Annotated in this window: 14 protein-coding genes and 3 pseudogenes; 9 read left to right on the plus strand and 8 right to left on the minus strand. The window is 71.0% G+C overall.

What is annotated here, in order from left to right; translation table 11 throughout:
• Positions 1-209: 209 nt before the first annotated feature.
• Complete coding sequence (locus ABZX79_RS10930) at positions 210-686, minus strand: NUDIX domain-containing protein (protein WP_355254461.1); 477 nt, start codon at positions 684-686, stop codon at positions 210-212.
• 140 nt (positions 687-826) lie between these two features.
• Here ABZX79_RS10930 and ABZX79_RS10935 point away from each other — a divergent pair.
• Together ABZX79_RS10935 and ABZX79_RS10940 are read left to right on the plus strand one after the other, a co-directional pair.
• A pseudogene (locus tag ABZX79_RS10935) lies at positions 827-1,423 on the plus strand (alpha/beta fold hydrolase); the annotation flags it as partial.
• Between the two features lie 98 nt (positions 1,424-1,521).
• Positions 1,522-2,277, plus strand: coding sequence for a ZIP family zinc transporter (locus tag ABZX79_RS10940; RefSeq protein ID WP_355254463.1), 756 nt, complete (start codon positions 1,522-1,524; stop codon positions 2,275-2,277).
• A 9-nt stretch (positions 2,278-2,286) separates the two neighbouring features.
• On the opposite strand, the gene ABZX79_RS10945 is transcribed toward ABZX79_RS10940, so the two are convergent.
• Together ABZX79_RS10945 and ABZX79_RS10950 are read right to left on the minus strand one after the other, a co-directional pair.
• A complete protein-coding gene (locus tag ABZX79_RS10945) occupies positions 2,287-3,354 on the minus strand; it encodes a sialidase family protein (protein ID WP_355254465.1) in 1,068 nt (355 codons plus the stop codon).
• Between the two features lie 290 nt (positions 3,355-3,644).
• Positions 3,645-4,148 carry a metallophosphoesterase gene (locus ABZX79_RS10950; protein ID WP_355254467.1) on the minus strand — a complete coding sequence of 168 codons (504 nt, stop codon included), beginning with the start codon at positions 4,146-4,148 and terminating at the stop codon, positions 3,645-3,647.
• A gap of 148 nt (positions 4,149-4,296) precedes the next feature.
• On the opposite strand from ABZX79_RS10950, the gene ABZX79_RS10955 reads away from it, so the two are divergent.
• Both ABZX79_RS10955 and ABZX79_RS10960 read left to right on the plus strand, forming a co-directional pair.
• Complete coding sequence (locus ABZX79_RS10955; protein ID WP_355254469.1) at positions 4,297-4,488, plus strand: DUF6381 family protein; 192 nt, start codon at positions 4,297-4,299, stop codon at positions 4,486-4,488.
• Between the two features lie 176 nt (positions 4,489-4,664).
• A complete protein-coding gene (locus ABZX79_RS10960) occupies positions 4,665-5,774 on the plus strand; it encodes a glutamate--cysteine ligase (protein ID WP_355254471.1) in 1,110 nt (369 codons plus the stop codon).
• A gap of 36 nt (positions 5,775-5,810) precedes the next feature.
• On the opposite strand, the gene ABZX79_RS10965 is transcribed toward ABZX79_RS10960, so the two are convergent.
• Both ABZX79_RS10965 and ABZX79_RS10970 read right to left on the minus strand, forming a co-directional pair.
• Positions 5,811-6,686: a 2OG-Fe dioxygenase family protein gene (locus tag ABZX79_RS10965; protein ID WP_355254473.1), complete on the minus strand. Its 876-nt coding sequence runs from the start codon at positions 6,684-6,686 to the stop codon at positions 5,811-5,813.
• 43 nt (positions 6,687-6,729) lie between these two features.
• On the minus strand, positions 6,730-7,302 hold the full coding sequence (locus ABZX79_RS10970; RefSeq protein ID WP_355254475.1) for an ABATE domain-containing protein: 573 nt from the start codon (positions 7,300-7,302) through the stop codon (positions 6,730-6,732).
• A gap of 85 nt (positions 7,303-7,387) precedes the next feature.
• On the opposite strand from ABZX79_RS10970, the gene ABZX79_RS10975 reads away from it, so the two are divergent.
• Complete coding sequence (locus ABZX79_RS10975; RefSeq protein ID WP_355254477.1) at positions 7,388-8,260, plus strand: alpha/beta hydrolase; 873 nt, start codon at positions 7,388-7,390, stop codon at positions 8,258-8,260.
• A gap of 33 nt (positions 8,261-8,293) precedes the next feature.
• On the opposite strand, the pseudogene ABZX79_RS10980 reads toward ABZX79_RS10975, so the two are convergent.
• A pseudogene (locus tag ABZX79_RS10980) lies at positions 8,294-9,295 on the minus strand (molybdopterin-dependent oxidoreductase).
• A gap of 46 nt (positions 9,296-9,341) precedes the next feature.
• On the opposite strand from ABZX79_RS10980, the gene ABZX79_RS10985 reads away from it, so the two are divergent.
• From ABZX79_RS10985 to ABZX79_RS10995, 3 genes are all read left to right on the plus strand, one after another.
• Positions 9,342-10,724 carry an FAD-binding oxidoreductase gene (locus ABZX79_RS10985; RefSeq protein WP_355254479.1) on the plus strand — a complete coding sequence of 461 codons (1,383 nt, stop codon included), beginning with the start codon at positions 9,342-9,344 and terminating at the stop codon, positions 10,722-10,724.
• Between the two features lie 36 nt (positions 10,725-10,760).
• Entirely contained in the window at positions 10,761-11,648 is an 888-nt protein-coding gene (locus ABZX79_RS10990) for an arginase family protein (RefSeq protein ID WP_355254481.1), read from the plus strand.
• 90 nt (positions 11,649-11,738) lie between these two features.
• Positions 11,739-12,479: an SDR family oxidoreductase gene (locus ABZX79_RS10995; RefSeq protein ID WP_355254483.1), complete on the plus strand. Its 741-nt coding sequence runs from the start codon at positions 11,739-11,741 to the stop codon at positions 12,477-12,479.
• 248 nt (positions 12,480-12,727) lie between these two features.
• Here ABZX79_RS10995 and ABZX79_RS11000 read toward each other — a convergent pair.
• A pseudogene (locus tag ABZX79_RS11000) lies at positions 12,728-13,177 on the minus strand (aquaporin); the annotation flags it as partial.
• Between the two features lie 58 nt (positions 13,178-13,235).
• Positions 13,236-13,967, minus strand: a complete 732-nt coding sequence (locus ABZX79_RS11005; RefSeq protein WP_355254485.1) for a helix-turn-helix domain-containing protein — start codon at positions 13,965-13,967, stop codon at positions 13,236-13,238.
• Positions 13,968-14,033: 66 nt separating this feature from the next.
• Here ABZX79_RS11005 and ABZX79_RS11010 point away from each other — a divergent pair, with 66 nt between their 5' ends.
• Entirely contained in the window at positions 14,034-14,660 is a 627-nt protein-coding gene (locus ABZX79_RS11010) for a flavin reductase family protein (RefSeq protein WP_355254487.1), read from the plus strand.
• Positions 14,661-14,717 lie beyond the last annotated feature (57 nt).

Genomic DNA, 14,717 nt, shown 5'->3' on the forward strand with positions numbered 1-14,717 from the left:
GGATCGGCCGCGTCGTTCACGGGCCCGCTTGGCATAGGCCCGGCCGGGCGCGCCGGAACTCCCGCAGCGGACGGCCACCCAAGTCCCGCTCCTGGCTGTACGACTTGATCCGCTCCTCCAGCGCCTGGTCGGGGCTGACGGCGCCGGGCCGGCTCTGGGCGAAGTTGGGCGAGCCGTGTCCCCCGTCGGCCGGTCAGCGCGAGGTGCGATTACCCCAGTCGGTCCTCGAGGTGCCGGGCGAGCCGGTCGAGGAAAACGCGCTGGCCCGACACGAGCCGCTCACGGGCGCTCGCCGGCCCGCACCATGCGACCTGGTCGATCTCCGGGAACTCCTGCTGAACTCCCGAGCCCCTCGGCCACTCCATGGTGAACGTCCCGAAATCCGCCAGAGCGGGGTCGAGATCCGCCTCCAGTGCCCAGACCGTGACGACCTTTCCGCTCGGCTGGCGGGACTCACCGAGGGCGATGAGCTCTCCATCAGGTACCGGCAGGCCGAGCTCCTCCGTGAACTCCCGGCGGGCAGCCGCCTCGGGCGTCTCGTCCGGCTCGTACTCACCTTTGGGGATCGACCAGGCCGCGGTGTCGCGCCCGGCCCAGAATGGACCACCCATGTGACCGATGAGCACCTCGGCCCCGTCGTCCGAGGTCCGGAACAGGAGGAGACCCGCGCTTCGCTTGCCCGACATGTCGTCAAGTCTGCGCGTCAGGACTGTCTGACGCCATCGGGTGGAGCCGTGTCGTGCCCCTCGGATGCGGACGTATCGCGAGCGGAACGCGACGGAAACCCTGTGCGCGGCGGCAGGCCTGGGCTCGGGGCGGGAGCCGGCTGCGCCCCGTGGGGGACGGGGACGCCGAGCTGCACCACCGCGTCGTGCACGGCTACCGACGCGCGTACCGGATCGCGGGGGAGGGGCCGGCCGTCGTACTCCTCCACGGCATTGGCGACTCCTCGGCCACGGACAGTCGGACAAGCCGCGCGCCGACTATGCGGTGGCCGCCTACGCGAACGGCGTGCGCGACCTGCTGGGGGCGCTGGGCATTGAGCGGGCGACCCTGATCGGCCACTCGCTCGGCGGTGGTGTGGCCATGCAGTTCGCGTATCAGTTCCCCGAACGGACCGAACGCCTGGTGCTGGTCGGTACGGGCGGAAGGGGAGCGGAGGCCAACCCGGTCCTGCGGGCGGTCTCCCTGCCCGGAGCCGACATGATGCTCTCGGCCCTGCTGCTGCCCGGCATGCGGTGGCGGACGCGTGTCTTCGTCAGACTGATGAGGCTGCTCGCACCGATCTCGGCCAGGACGCGACGGAACTGCTCGACCGGTGTTACCTGGCGCAGGGGATGCCCACCATGCTCATGTGGGGTGGACGCGACAGCGTCGTCCCGAGCGGCACGCGCACCGCACGCACGCGGCCTGCGGGACGCGAGCGAACGCAGCGCCACTTGACAGGACCGGCGGAGCCCGTTGGTGTGCGTGGCGGCGCATTGCGGCTGTGCATGTGCCGTTCCGGGGTACATGGGGGCCATGGATCAAGTGGTGCTGGCAGGGATGTGGGGGCTGGTGGCCGGGTCGGCCCTGCTGCTCGGGGCGGTGCTGGGGTACGGGGTGCGGATCCCGCAGTGGGTGGTGGCGTCGGTGATGGCGTTCGGTGCGGGGGTGCTGCTGTCAGCGGTGTCCTTCGAACTGGTCGAGGAGGCGTACGACCAGGCCGGGCTGGCTCCGGCAGCCATCGGGACCGTGGGGGGGGCGGTGGCGTACACGGTGGGCAACGTATGGCTGGCGCGCCGCGGGGCCCGGCACCGCAAGCGTTCCGGTCACCGGCAGTCGCAGCCGTCGGAGGCTCAGCAGGCGGGCTCGGGGCTGGCGTTGGCGCTGGGCGCCCTGCTGGACGGCGTACCCGAATCGGCGGTGATCGGCGTCAGCCTCGTCGACGGCGGGGCGGTGAGCATGGTGACCGTGGTGGCGGTGTTCATCAGCAACGTGCCGGAGGGCCTTTCGAGCTCCGCCGGCATGCGGCGGGCCGGCCGCGGCAAGAAGTACGTCTTCGGCATCTGGGGCGCGATCGCTGCCGCGAGCACGGCTTCCGCGGTCGTCGGCTACGCCGTCGTCGGCGGGTTGCCGACCGCCGTGGTGGCGGCGGTGACGGCAGTGGCAGCCGGCGCGATTCTCGCGATGATCGCCGACACCATGATCCCGGAGGCTTTCGAAGACGCCCACTTGGCGATCGGCCTGATCACCGTCAGCGGCTTCCTTGTTTCCTTCGCGCTGTCACACGCATGAGGGGCGTGTTCATCGCGCCGCTGACAGGGCGCCGAGGGGAAGCCGTGTGAAGCGGATGGTGTCGTGATACGTCGTCAGCCCCGTCTCGTAGAGCAGGCCAACCGTTGCCCTGCTCGTCTGCACCAAGTCCGAATAGCCCGCCCGGTCGTCCGACACGGACCGGACCGGCCGCCACGAACGCCCGCCGTCGTCGCTGGCCCGCACCTGCATCCGGAGCCGTTCGCCGGGGTCCGACGGACCGGAGTACAGCAGCGGTCCCCGCCACGGCCGGCCGGAGACCTGGAGCACACTGCCCTGGACCGTCGGACCCGTCAGCTGGGGCTGCGGTCGGAAGGGGACGGCCAGGCTCAGACCGCCGTCGGCGCTGTAGGCGTCCGCGCGGGTGCCCTCGGCAGTGCGGTCGTGGTCACGGGCGTTGATGTAGACCGTGCCGTCCGGCAGCTCGGCCAGCGTGCTCTCGTTGAGCGCCAGAGGGCCGCCGACCGACCGGCTCACATAGCCGACGCGCCAGGTGTGTCCGCCGTCGTCGCTGTAGAGGGAGTGCCCGCCGCTGCGCCCGGTCGTGCCCGCACTGTGGTTCGCGGGCACCAGCAGCCGGCCTCGGTGGCGCCCGTGGCGCAGGGCGACCGCATGGCCGGGACCGACGGCGTACCAGCGCCAGTCGGAGGGCTTGACCGACTCGGTGATGTCCCGCTGCGGCGACCACGTCCTGCCGCCGTCGGTACTTCGCTGGACGTACACCCGGCGGACCGAGGCGGCGGCCCTGCCGGACGTCACCTGCCGCTTCGTGGCGCCGCCGATGGTCCGGCAGGTCACCAGCACGATGTCCCCGCTGCGGGGATCGATCACCGGCACGGGGTTGCCCACCGTGTCCTTCCCGGCGTCGGCGACCAACTGCAGCGGCTGCCAGGTGCATCCGCCGTCGAGGGAGCGCCGCAGGACCAGGTCGATGTCACCGTTGTCCGCGGCGGAATCGCGCCGGCCCTCGGCGAACGCGAGCAGCGCGCCGCCGGGTACCTGGAGGGCGGCGGGGATGCGGAAGGTGTGATAGCCGGAGGCGCCCGACCGGTAGGGCACGGATGCCGGGCACCGCGCCGCGCGATCTGACGCCGCGTGACCTGACGCCGCGTGATCTGACGCCGAGTGATCGTACGCCGCGGGTTCGGGCGCCTGGGTCACGGCCAGCCCGGCGACCAGCGTCAACAGGAAGGCCAGTCGCCGGCTGGCAGTGGCACGAAGTCTCATCGCGTCTCTCGTCCGGTGCGGCTTCGCGGAGGCGTGTGGGAGTCCGCCTCCGACTGTCCGCAAGGAACATAGCGACAGAAAGCACCCGCACCTGCGAGCGCCACGCTGTCAGCGGCGCGGTGTCAGCGGCGCGGTGGGAGGCGGTGCAGGCGGACTTCGCTCAGCCGCCCGTCCTCCGCGACGGCGGTCATGTACGTGCAGTAGGGCTGTCGCCGCCGGTCGGTCGGCGAGCCCGGATTCAGCAACCGCAGCCCGCCCGGCGCTGTGCTGTCCCACGGGATGTGACTGTGACCGAACACCAGAACATCCAGGTCCCCGAAGCGCTCCGCGCACCGGCGCTCCCGCCCTTGAGCGGCTCCGGTTTCGTGTACGACGCCGAAGCGCAGCCCGCCGAGCTCGGCCCGCGCCACTTCGGGCAGCCGGGCGCGCAGCTCCGGACCGTCGTTGTTGCCGTACACCCCGATGAGGCGCCGTGAGTGCGCGTCGAGCAGATCCAGGGCGGCCACGTCCACCCAGTCGCCGGCATGGATCACGACATCGGCTTCCTGTGCCTGCGCGAGGAGTTCGGCGGGCAGTTCCCTCGCGCGTTTGGGCAGATGCGTGTCGGACGTCAGCAGGAGGCGCACGTACACCACCGTAGGCGGGCCTGCTGCCCGTGGCACCCGGAGGCTCTGGCCTGCGGGGATAGCGCTGGGTGACCGTTCGGAGTGCGCGGATGCGCCGACGCTGTTTCGCTGGTTCGGCCCGCTCTGTCCTGTCACCCGAGGAGTGATCATGAGTGCTGCAGGTGAGTCCGGCGGCCGTGCCCAGCAGTTGCGCCAGATGGCGCAGGAGATGGACCAGGCCGCGGAACGTGCCGCTGACCCGGAGCAGCGCAAGCGGCTCAAGGACAAGGCCCGCCGCCTCAGGGAGCAGAGCGAGCAGGCGAGCAGCATGGGCGGCGGGGACATTTACCCCCCGAAGTAGCCCCGCCCCTGCGTATGGCACCGGCCGGTGGCTGCCCCCGCGCCCTCAGGCGTGCGAGAGGCCACCGGCCGGTCACGTCGTGGCCCGGTCGCGTCGCCGAGACCGGCCAACCGGTCGAGGACCGCGCGCGGCAGCGCTGATGTGCGTACGCAGGCCAAGCGCGTGATGCTGTTGGCGTGAACACTCATGAGGCGCCCACGGTGGGGGTGGAGGAGGAGTACTTTCTCATCCACCCCCGGACGCGTCAGATGCAGCCTGCGGGCACCCGCGTCGTGGCGCGGGCCTCCGCGGTCCTCGGCGACCTCGTCTCGGGTGAATTCACCCAGTACCAGATCGAGGGCAAGACACCCCCGTGCTCGGGTCCCGAGGAGCTGCGCAAGGAACTCACCCGGGTACGCGCCGCGGCCGTCGCGGCCGCCCGCGAGGAGGGCCTGCGGCTGTGCGCGTCCGGTACGCCGGTCATGGGAAGCGGAGTACCGGCCGACATCGGTGACCACCCGCGCTATCGGGCAGGGGCGGACCAGTACCGTGCCCTGCTCGACGACTTCGCCCTCTCCGCCTTCCACGCCCATGTGCACCTGCCCGACCGTGAAGTCGCCGTGCTGGTCACCAATCACCTCAGGCCGTGGCTGCCGCTCCTCGTGGCGATGAGCGCCAACTCGCCCTTCCACCAGGGACGCGACACCGGATACGCGAGCTGGCGTGCCGTGATGAGGAGCGGATTCCCGTGCCTGGGGCCGCCGCCGTACGCCGAGTCGCTGGAAGAGCACGAGCGGATCGCCGAGGCGATGGCGGAGTCGGAGGCCATGCTGGAGGCCGGCATGCCGTTCTGGGACGTCCGGCCGAACCCGCGACTGCCGACGCTGGAGATCCGCACCATGGATGTCCTGCCGGACATCGACGACACGGTGGCGCTCACGGTGCTCATCAGGGCGCTCGTGGTGACGGCTGAGGCGAAGGTCGTACGCGGCGACCCAGGCCCTCGTACGGCCGGCGAACTGCTGCGCGCCGCGTACTGGCGCGCGGCACGGGACGGCTGGTCCGGCAAGGGCGTCGACGCGTTGAGCGGACGGATCCTGCCCGCTTCGGTGCAGGCTGAGCGTCTCGTCGAGTACGTGCGTCCCGTTCTGGAGGAGTACGGGGAGATGGGCGAGGCGGCGGCGTTCCTGCGGCGCCTGAGCAGCCGGGGCTGCGGCGCGCAGCGCCAGCGTGCGGTGGCCGCCACGGGGGCCGGGCCCGCCGCGGTCGTGGACGACCTCATCGCGGCGACTGCCGCAGCGCGGTAGGCGCGGCAGGCCCGCGCCACTGGGAGCGTGCCCGGCTCAGCGGGGCGTGAGGGTCGTTACCAGTACGTCGCGATGCGCGGGTCGGCCAGGGGCGAGCGGGCGGATCGGCGAGACCTGGTGCAGGGTGCGGCGGTCGTCGCCGAGGAGCAGCGTTCCCGGCTCGCTGAGCGTCGTCGCCAGCACTTGCTTGCCGTCCGGGTCGAACACCGAGCTCTCGCCGCCGTCGGCGTTGCGCCGGCCGACCAGGAGCGAGGAGACGAGCGTGACGCCGTCCCGGTGAAGCCCTTCGGGGGTCGGCTGCCCTTGTCCGTCGGCCGAGGCGACGACACGGAAGGGATGTACCTTCACACTCCATTCGCCCGTCTGGTCCAGGCAGGCCGCGAGGCCGCCCAGCAGCCTGATCACGGACCGCAGAACGGGATCGGCCGCGAAGGCGTCGGTCAGCGGGTCGAAGTGGCGGTCGACCTGGACGTAGAGCGGATTGGTGTCCTGCGGCTGTACGAACGGGATGTGCGGCAGGAGTGCCAGTTCCCCCGTGGCCGCCGCGAGGGAGAAGTGCCCGTACCGACGAAGTCGGCATGTGCCGCTCTCGGCCGCGTACCTGTCGGGCGACAGGTTTTCCCAATGGGCGCGGAAGCGCTCCCAGGCCTGCCGGTCCGTTCCCGTACAGGCTGTTACGGCGTCCGGCGGCATCAGATGCACTCCGGTCGAGGTCAGGGCCTTTCGGGCGGCCGCTACCAAGCCGCTGCGGGCGGGGTCGGCGGCGGCGCCCGCGGTGGTGCCGTAGTCGAGGTCGAGGTCGAGGTTGCGGTCGCGGTCCAGGTCGTCCATTGACACGTCCGTCCACTTCAGCGGTGCGGTGCCCTGCGGCGCTCCGGCTTCAATGGTCGGCCGCCCGGCGGCGGGCCGCATCCCGGCCGCACCCGCGCAGGCCTGCCGTACGGCGGCGCATCGCTCACGCGGGCTTGTGCCGCTGGTAGTAACGGGCGACGCGCGCCCGGTTGCCGCAGCGCGTCGGGGAGCACCAGCGGCGGCGGGGGTGGGCGGGCAGGAACAGCAGGACGCAGTCCTCGGCTTCGCACGCCCGCACCCGGTCGATCGCCGGGCCGGCGAGGAGGTCGGTGGCGGCCTCCGCGAGCACGGCGGCCAGCCGTACGGCGAGCGGCCCGGTGCGGCGGGACGCGGCGGTGAACGCGCCGTCCTGCCACCCCAGTTCGCGAACGGCCGGCGCGGCACCCTGGGCGTCATTGAGCGCGCGAAGCGCGGCCGCGGGCGGTGGTTGCCCCAGCAGGTGCCCGCGGATGGCGGTCGCGGTGTGCTCGCGTACGGCGCATACGGCTCGTACGGCGGCCAGGTCGACCTGGCCGGTTTCGGTGGCGGCGCACTGAAGCTCGGCGAGCCGGTCGCCCTGGAGGTCGATCCACGCCCGCAGCTGGGCGGGCGTACCCAGCAAGTCGGCTCCCCGGGGCCGGGTGTTGACGAGGTCGAGGGCGAGGGGCTCGCCAGTCAGTGGTCCGGTATCACTCATGCGGCTAACGGTACATCCAGGCATTGACGCATTAGCCTGCACTCCCGTAGAACTAATGCATCAACTCGCCACGGAGGCATGTGACATGACGATTCCGCCCGTTCCGCGCACACTTCACCGCCACGTCGACGTCGACGGGACCCGGGTCTTCTACCGTGAGTCGGTCCCGCAACGCCCGGACGCGCCCGTCCTGTTGCTCCTGCACGGCTTCCCCTCCGCCTCGCACCAGTTCCGCCGCCTGATCGACGTACTGGGCGCGCACTACCGGCTGATCGCCCCGGACTACCCCGGCTTCGGACACACCGACGCGCCGGAGGACTTCACGTACACCTTCGAGCGCCTCGCCGACATCACCGAAGGCTTCGTCCAGCGGCTCGGACTGACCCGATTCGTGATGTACGTCTTCGACTTCGGAGCTCCCGTCGGCTTCCGGCTCGCGACCCGCCGTCCCGAATGGATCGCCGGCCTGGTCGTGCAGAACGGCAACACGTACGCAGAGGGCCTCTCCGACGTCGCCCGCGGCTTCATCGCGCTGCGTCCGCAGGACCCAGGCGCCGAGAAGACCGTCCGCGACCTCCTGACCCTGCCGGCCACCCGGGGCCAGTACGAGGGCGGCACCGCCGAGCCGCACTTCGTCGCCCCCGACGGCTGGACCCTCGACCAGCACTTCCTGGACCTGCCGGGCCGCAAGGAGGCCCAAGTCGCCCTGGCCTTCGACTACCACAGCAATCTGGCTCACTACCCGAGGTGGCAGGCCTGGCTGCGCGAGCACACCCCGCCGACCCTGATTCTCTGGGGCAGAAACGACATGTTCTTCCCGGAGACCGGTGCCCACGCCTATCTGACCGACGTGCCCGAAGCCGAACTGCACGTCTTCGACACCGGCCACTTCGCCCTGGAGGACAAGCTTCCCGAGATCGCACCGCTCATCGCCGATTTCCTCGACCGCACGGGATGAGACAGCGGTGTACGGACAAGGCGCGTCGGCGCGTCATTCCTGCACGCAGACGACAGAGATCTGTTGCACGAGGTTGTTGCCGAAGCCGCCGCGGTTCCACGGCTGGTCGAGGGGCTGGGCGTTGCCCTGCGCATCGGTGGCCCGGGCGCTGAGCACGTGGCTGCCCGGCGCCGCCGTCCAGGATGTCTGCCACCGCCGCCACGCCCAGGTGTTCTCGTCCGGCGGGGCGAGCTCGGCCTCACTCCAGGAGTGGCCGCCGTCCGTACTCACCTCGACCTTCGTGACCGGGGCGTACCCGGACCACGCCCGGCCCTCCAGCCGCACCTGACCGGGCCGTACGACGCGGATCCTCGACATGAAGTCCGGGAATCCCGGCGGGACCATGAGCGCCCGCGGCTCGATCCGGGTGACCGGCTCGCCCGGGTCGTCGGCCTCCTGCCGGTAGCGGTAGGCCACCGTCTGCTGGAAGCCGGTGGACGGGGCGTCGGTAAGGGTGATCTCGCGGAGCCACTTCACGTGCGCCATGCCGTACCAGCCGGCAGACTCCGCCGGTAGTCCTGCTCGACGCCGCGCTCGACACCGTGGTCGGCTCCGCCGAACACGGCCTCGACGGCGTCCGGTTCCACCCCGGCCTCGGCGAGCAGCAGGCTCAGTGGCACCCCGGTCCACTCGGCCGTCCCTACTGCCTCCACCAGCCACGGCTGGCTGGCTGACAGGCCGGGGCAGGAGCCGGGCCCGGCCGTTGCCCGCGCACTCCATGGTCACGCGGCAGGTGACCGCCGGGAAGGAGCGCAGCGTCCCCACGTCCAGGGTCAGCGGTGTCCGTACCCGGCCGTTCACGGTGAGGCGCCAGTCCTCGGAACGGGCGGCGGGGATGTCGTAGTGGACGAGAACGTAATGCAGTCCGGGCGGGGTGACGTCGTAGCGCAGAGCCTCCAGCGGCAGGCCGTGATTACGGGCCGCGAGCGCCAGCTCCTCCCGGGCACCTCCCGGAAAGGAATTGCGAAGCCCATGGACCGGCGGGACGCTGGACAGGGAGGCCGGTGGGGCAGCGGTTCCGTGTCTCGGCAGGGAGATGGTCATGGACGGCACAACTCTGGAAGCGATGAGGACCGCCCTGCGCGGCCCGGTCATCAGTCCGCAGGACCCGGAGTACAACGAGTCCCGCAAGATTTACAACGCCATGATCGACCGCCGCCCGGCTGCCATAGTGCGCTGCTCGGACGCGGCCGACGTCATGGAGGCGGTCAATTTCATCCGGGACAACGGCCTCGAAGTGGCTGTCCGGGGCGGTGGGCACAGCGGCCCCGGCTTCGGCCTGGTGGAAGACGGCGTCACCATCGACCTGTCACCCATGCGCTGGGTGCGCGTCGACCCCACCGCGAAGGCCGCGCGGGTCGGCGGCGGCAGTCAGCTCGGCGATCTCGACCACGCCGCCCACGGCTTCGGCCTGGCCACCCCCGCCGGCGTGATGTCCACGACGGGAGTCGGGGGCCTGACCCTCGGCGGCGGTCACGGCTACCTCACCCGCAAGTACGGACTTACGGCGGACAATTTGCTGGCGGCGGACGTCGTGCTGGCCGACGGCAGTTTCGTCACCGCGAGCGAGACCGAGAACCGGGACCTCCTCTGGGCCCTGCGCGGCGGCGGCGGGAACTTCGGCATCGTCACGTCGTTCAGCTTCCGGCTCCACCCGGTGGACACCGTGGGCGTCGGGGTCACCGTGTGGCCCGTCGACAGCACCCGCGAGGTGCTGCGCTGGTACCGCGACTTCATTCCGCAGGCGCCCGACGATCTGAACGGCTTTTTCGCGTTGCTCACTGTTCCGCCCGGCCCGCCCTTCCCGGAAGAGATCCACGACCACAAGATGTGCGGAGTCGTGTGGTGCTGGACAGGGGACCTGGACCGCCTGGAGGAGACCCTCGCGGTCGTGAACCAGCCAGGCCCGCCGGCCTTCCACTTCGCGGCACCGATGCCCTACCCCGCGCTGAACGGCATGTTCGACGAGCTGATTCCCGCAGGCCTGCAGTGGTACTGGCGCGGCCACTTCTTCGACCGGATCACGGACGAGGCCATGGACGTGCACACCAAGTACGGCGAGAGCCTCCCGACCGAGCTGTCGATCATGCACCTCTACCCGGTGGACGGGGCCGCGAGCCGGGTCGGCCCGGACGACACCGCGTGGAGCTACCGGGACGCCGTCTGGTCCGGCATCATCGCCGGCGTCGACCCCGACCCTGCCAACGCCGCGACTGTCAAACAGTGGTGCGTGGATTATTGGGAGGAACTGCGACCGCATTCCATGGGCGCCGGTTACGTGAACTTCATGGGCGCGGAGAGCCAGGACCGGGTCAGGGCGGCCTACCGAGGCAATTACGACAGACTGGCGGCGGTCAAACGAACGTACGACCCCCACAACTTCTTCCACGCCAACCAGAACATCGAGCCGGCGGAGCAGTACTGAAGGGGCAGTACTGAGACCGTCCGAAGGGGTTCGGCGGTGCGGCAACCAGCGATCATCGAGGCGCCGTCCGTGCTCGGCCTGCGGCCTTCCGGCGTAGAGGACTTGCCGACGGCTCTTCTCGACGCCGGCCTGCTGGCGGACCTCGGGGCGGTGTGGGCCGGCCGGGTCGAAGCGCCGGCGTACGATCCGAGGCGCGACGCCCGCACCGGGATTCTGAACCCGGCCGGCATCGCGGAGTACTCGGTGCGACTGGCGGACATGGTCGGCAGCGTCCTCGGCCGTGGCTGCTTTCCCGTAGTCCTCGGCGGTGACTGCAGCATTCTGCTGGGCAACCTCCTCGCTCTGCGACGGCGCGGGCGTTACGGGTTGCTGTTCCTCGACGGCCACACCGACTTCTACCAGCCGTCGGCGGAGCCGACAGGCGAGGCCGCGTCGATGGAACTCGCCCTGGCGACGGGGCGCGGCCCCGCGCTGCTCGCCGACCTTGAAGGCCGCGGGCCGCTCGTGCGGGACGAGGACGTCGTCGCCTTCGGCTTCCGTGACGCCGCCGAGTCCGGCGAGGCCGGGATGCAGCCGCTGCCGCCACGGCTGCACGCGATCGACCTCGACGGGGTACGCGCGGTCGGAGCCGACGCGGCGGCGCGCCAGGCGGTCGACCGGCTCAGCAGCGCCGGGTACTGGGTTCACCTCGACGTGGACATCCTGGACGACGCGATCATGCCGGCCGTCGACTACCGCCTTCCGGGCGGACTGACCTGGCTGGAGCTGGAGAGTGTGCTGCGGACCGCGCTCGCCGGCGAACGCCCCCAGGGATTCGACGTCACGATTTTCAACCCCCGCCTGGACCCCGACGGAACGATCGCCGTCCGCCTCGGCGCGTGTCTGCGCCGAGGGCTGTCGGTGCGTACAGACAACGGGTGTTGAGGCGACGGCCGCCCCCTGGGGACATGCGGGCGGAGTTGAGGTATGACTTGGCCGAACCATGGTCATACCAGCGATCCCAGGAGGCAGTACATGTCACGTCCGGTCACCATCGTCACAGGCGGCAGCCGAGGCATCGGCGCTGCGACGTGCGTCCGGCTGGCGGAGGACGGACATGACCTTGCCCTGGGGTACGTCACCAACGAGGCGGCCGCCGAGGAGACCGCGTCCGCCGTGCGGGCGGCGGGGGCGCGCTGCGTCACGGTGCGGGTGGACACCTCCGACGAGGCGGACGTGGAGCGGCTGTTCGACACCGCCGCGGCCGACCTCGGGCAGGTGACCGGTCTGGTCAACAACGCAGGTGTGACCGGCCCGCTGGGCAGACTCGCCGATGCCCGCACCGAGGATCTGCGACGGGTGCTGGAGGTCAACCTGCTCGGCTACCTGCTGTGCTGCCGCCGAGCCGCCCGGGACATGGCGCAGTCCGGCTCCGGCGCCATCGTCAACATCTCCTCCGCGGCCGCCACGCTCGGCAGCCCCGGCGACTATGTGCACTACGCCGCGACCAAGGCGGCCACCGACGCCCTGACTGTCGGCCTGGCCAAGGAGCTCGGCCCGGACGGCATCAGGGTCAACGCCGTCGCACCCGGCATCATCAACACGGACATGCATTCCGCCATGGGGGATGCCGACCGTCCCGCCAAGGCGGCCGCTCAGATCCCCCTCGGTCGCCCGGGCGAGCCCTCCGAGATCGCCGGCGCCGTCGGCTGGCTCCTGTCGGCCGACGCCTCGTACACCACCGGCACGGTCGTGAGGGTCTCCGGTGGCCGATGAGACACAGTGCGGGCTGCGGACCGTCCGTACAGGATGACCGCCAGGCCCGCTCCGAGAAGGCCGCCGAGGAGCTGGGCGGCGATGAAGCCGGGGAGTGACGCGGGGGCGATGCCGGTGGCAGAGTCCGTGAGCGACCGGCCCACCGTCGCGGCGGGGTTGGCGAAGGATCCCGACGAGGTGAACCAGATCGCCGCGCCGATGTACGCGGCGACCGCGACCGGGGCGAGCTGCGCGCGGCCGATGCGGTCCAGCCCGTACACCACCAGCACAAGCCCGGCTGTGGCGACCGTTTCACCGAGCAGCAGATGGCCGGCCGACCGTACTTGGGTGGACCAGACGCCGGGCGTCCGGCCGAACATCGCCTCGGCCAGCAGGGCTCCCGCGACGGCCCCGGTCAGCTGCGCGGCGATGTAGAGGGCGACCGCGTGGCGGCTGAAGGGGTTTTCGCCGCGTCGCTGCGACCACCACGCGAAGAGTGTGATCACCGGGTTGAGGTGAGCCCCTGAGACCGGGCTGAGCAGGACGATCAGCAGGCCGAGGCCGACGGCCGAGGCCAGTGCGTTGGCGAGGAGCTGGACTCCGGTGTCCTGGCTGAGGCCGGCGGCCTGAAGGCCGGAACCAATGATCACGGTCACCAGAGCGGCGGTCCCCACCAGCTCGGCAGCCGCCCGTCGTGGCAGTGCGCTGTCGATGACCATGATGCGGTTCCTCCCCCGGATGACGCTATAGCGGAAAATATATTCCGTATCTTGGAAATTATGTAGAGGATGCGAGCAGCACCTCGTCCGCAAGCGCAAGATGACGACGCAGTGCGTCGCGGCCTTCGTCCGTCAGCGTGATGATGCGCGTGCTCTCCTGACGTACGAGCCAGGAGGCATCCAGCGCATGGCGGAAGAGGACCGCACCCACCGCGCCAGCCAGGTGCGGTCGGCGCTCGGTCCAGTCGAAACAGGTACGGACGTGCGGGCGGCGGGAGGTGCCGGAGTGGTCGTCGGCGACCCCCAGGGCGCGCAGCCAGGACGCGCCGGAGGCCGTGAGCGCGGGGCCGTAGTCCCAGGCGAGCAGCGCCTGGGCGGTCATGGCGTCGGTGATCGCCACACCCAGGGTGCCTGCCAAGTGGTCGTAGCAGGTACGGGCGTGGGCCAGGGCGCGACGCCGACGGGCGTCCGTCAGAGAGCGGACCGGGGTCGGGCGCCGCGGTGCGTGGGCGGCGAGGCCTTCGATCATCTCGGCCGTGTCCGGGCCCGCGAGGCGAACGTAGCGGTGGCGGCCCCGGCGCTCCTCCGTCAGTAGCCCGCCTGCGACCAGTTGGTGCAGATGACTTGTCGCGGTGGAGGGTGCGACGCCCGCGAGGCGGGCCAGTTCCGTCGCCGTCCAGGCGCGGCCGTCGAGCAGGGCCAGGCAGAAGGCGGCGCGCGTACGGTCCGCGAGGAGTGCTGCCAGGGAGGCGAGGTCCGGGCTGTCGGCGTACGAGTCGGGGCTGGTCACCGGGACATTCTCGCCGGACGTCACTTCGGCCGGCATCAAAGTGTCCCGCGTCTAGCGTTGCGGACCATGAAGACCGACAACCAGAAACACCGAGTCATCCGGCCCAGCATTCTTTACTTCGGGACTCCTGTGGTCCTGGTGAGTTCGCAGAACGAGGACGGCTCCTGCAACCTGGCGCCGATCTCGTCGGCCTGGGCGCTGGGGCAGCATGTGGTCCTCGGTCTGGGGAGCGAGAGCCAGACGGTCCGCAATCTCGCCGAACGGCCGGAACTGGTGATCAATCTGCCCCCGCCCGAGCTGTGGGCCTCCGTGGAACGCCTCGCGCCGCTCACCGGAGCCGATCCGGTCCCGGTGAGCAAGCGTGCGGTGTACCGGTACGAGGGCGACAAGTTCGCCGCCGCCGGGCTTCGGCCGCAGGAATCGCAGACGGTGCGGCCGGTCCGGGTCGCCGAATGCCCCTTGCAGTTGGAGGCAACGGTGACAGCGATGACGCCCGGTGGTGCGGGCCTCTTCTTCACCGTCGAGTGCGAGGTCGTACGCGTGCACGCCGATGAGCGCATCGTGGTGCCGGGGACGCAGCACATCGACCCCGCGGCGTGGAGCCCGCTCATCTACAACTTCCGTCACTACCACGGCCTTGCCCCCGAAGTAGGTCACGGCTTCCGCTCGGAGACGACCCGGCACCTGCCATGAGCCACGCCACTGGCACGCCGTAGGCTGCGGGGCACGGAGACCGGGCACGGGGGCGGC

It is taken from the genome of Streptomyces sp. NPDC002994 (assembly GCF_040611155.1).
Taxonomy (GTDB): Bacteria; Actinomycetota; Actinomycetes; order Streptomycetales; family Streptomycetaceae; genus Streptomyces.

Bases quoted from the DNA above. Each gene is read 5' to 3' on its own strand.
- ABZX79_RS10970 (WP_355254475.1), bottom strand. From the start codon at position 7,302: ATGAGTGATACCGGACCACTGACTGGCGAGCCCCTCGCCCTCGACCTC.
- ABZX79_RS10965 (WP_355254473.1), bottom strand. From the start codon at position 6,686: ATGCGGCCCGCCGCCGGGCGGCCGACCATTGAAGCCGGAGCGCCGCAG.
- ABZX79_RS11010 (WP_355254487.1), top strand. From the start codon at position 14,034: ATGAAGACCGACAACCAGAAACACCGAGTCATCCGGCCCAGCATTCTT.
- ABZX79_RS10930 (WP_355254461.1), bottom strand. From the start codon at position 686: ATGTCGGGCAAGCGAAGCGCGGGTCTCCTCCTGTTCCGGACCTCGGAC.
- ABZX79_RS10995 (WP_355254483.1), top strand. From the start codon at position 11,739: ATGTCACGTCCGGTCACCATCGTCACAGGCGGCAGCCGAGGCATCGGC.
- ABZX79_RS10955 (WP_355254469.1), top strand. From the start codon at position 4,297: ATGAGTGCTGCAGGTGAGTCCGGCGGCCGTGCCCAGCAGTTGCGCCAG.
- ABZX79_RS10940 (WP_355254463.1), top strand. From the start codon at position 1,522: ATGGATCAAGTGGTGCTGGCAGGGATGTGGGGGCTGGTGGCCGGGTCG.
- ABZX79_RS10985 (WP_355254479.1), top strand. From the start codon at position 9,342: ATGGACGGCACAACTCTGGAAGCGATGAGGACCGCCCTGCGCGGCCCG.
- ABZX79_RS10975 (WP_355254477.1), top strand. From the start codon at position 7,388: ATGACGATTCCGCCCGTTCCGCGCACACTTCACCGCCACGTCGACGTC.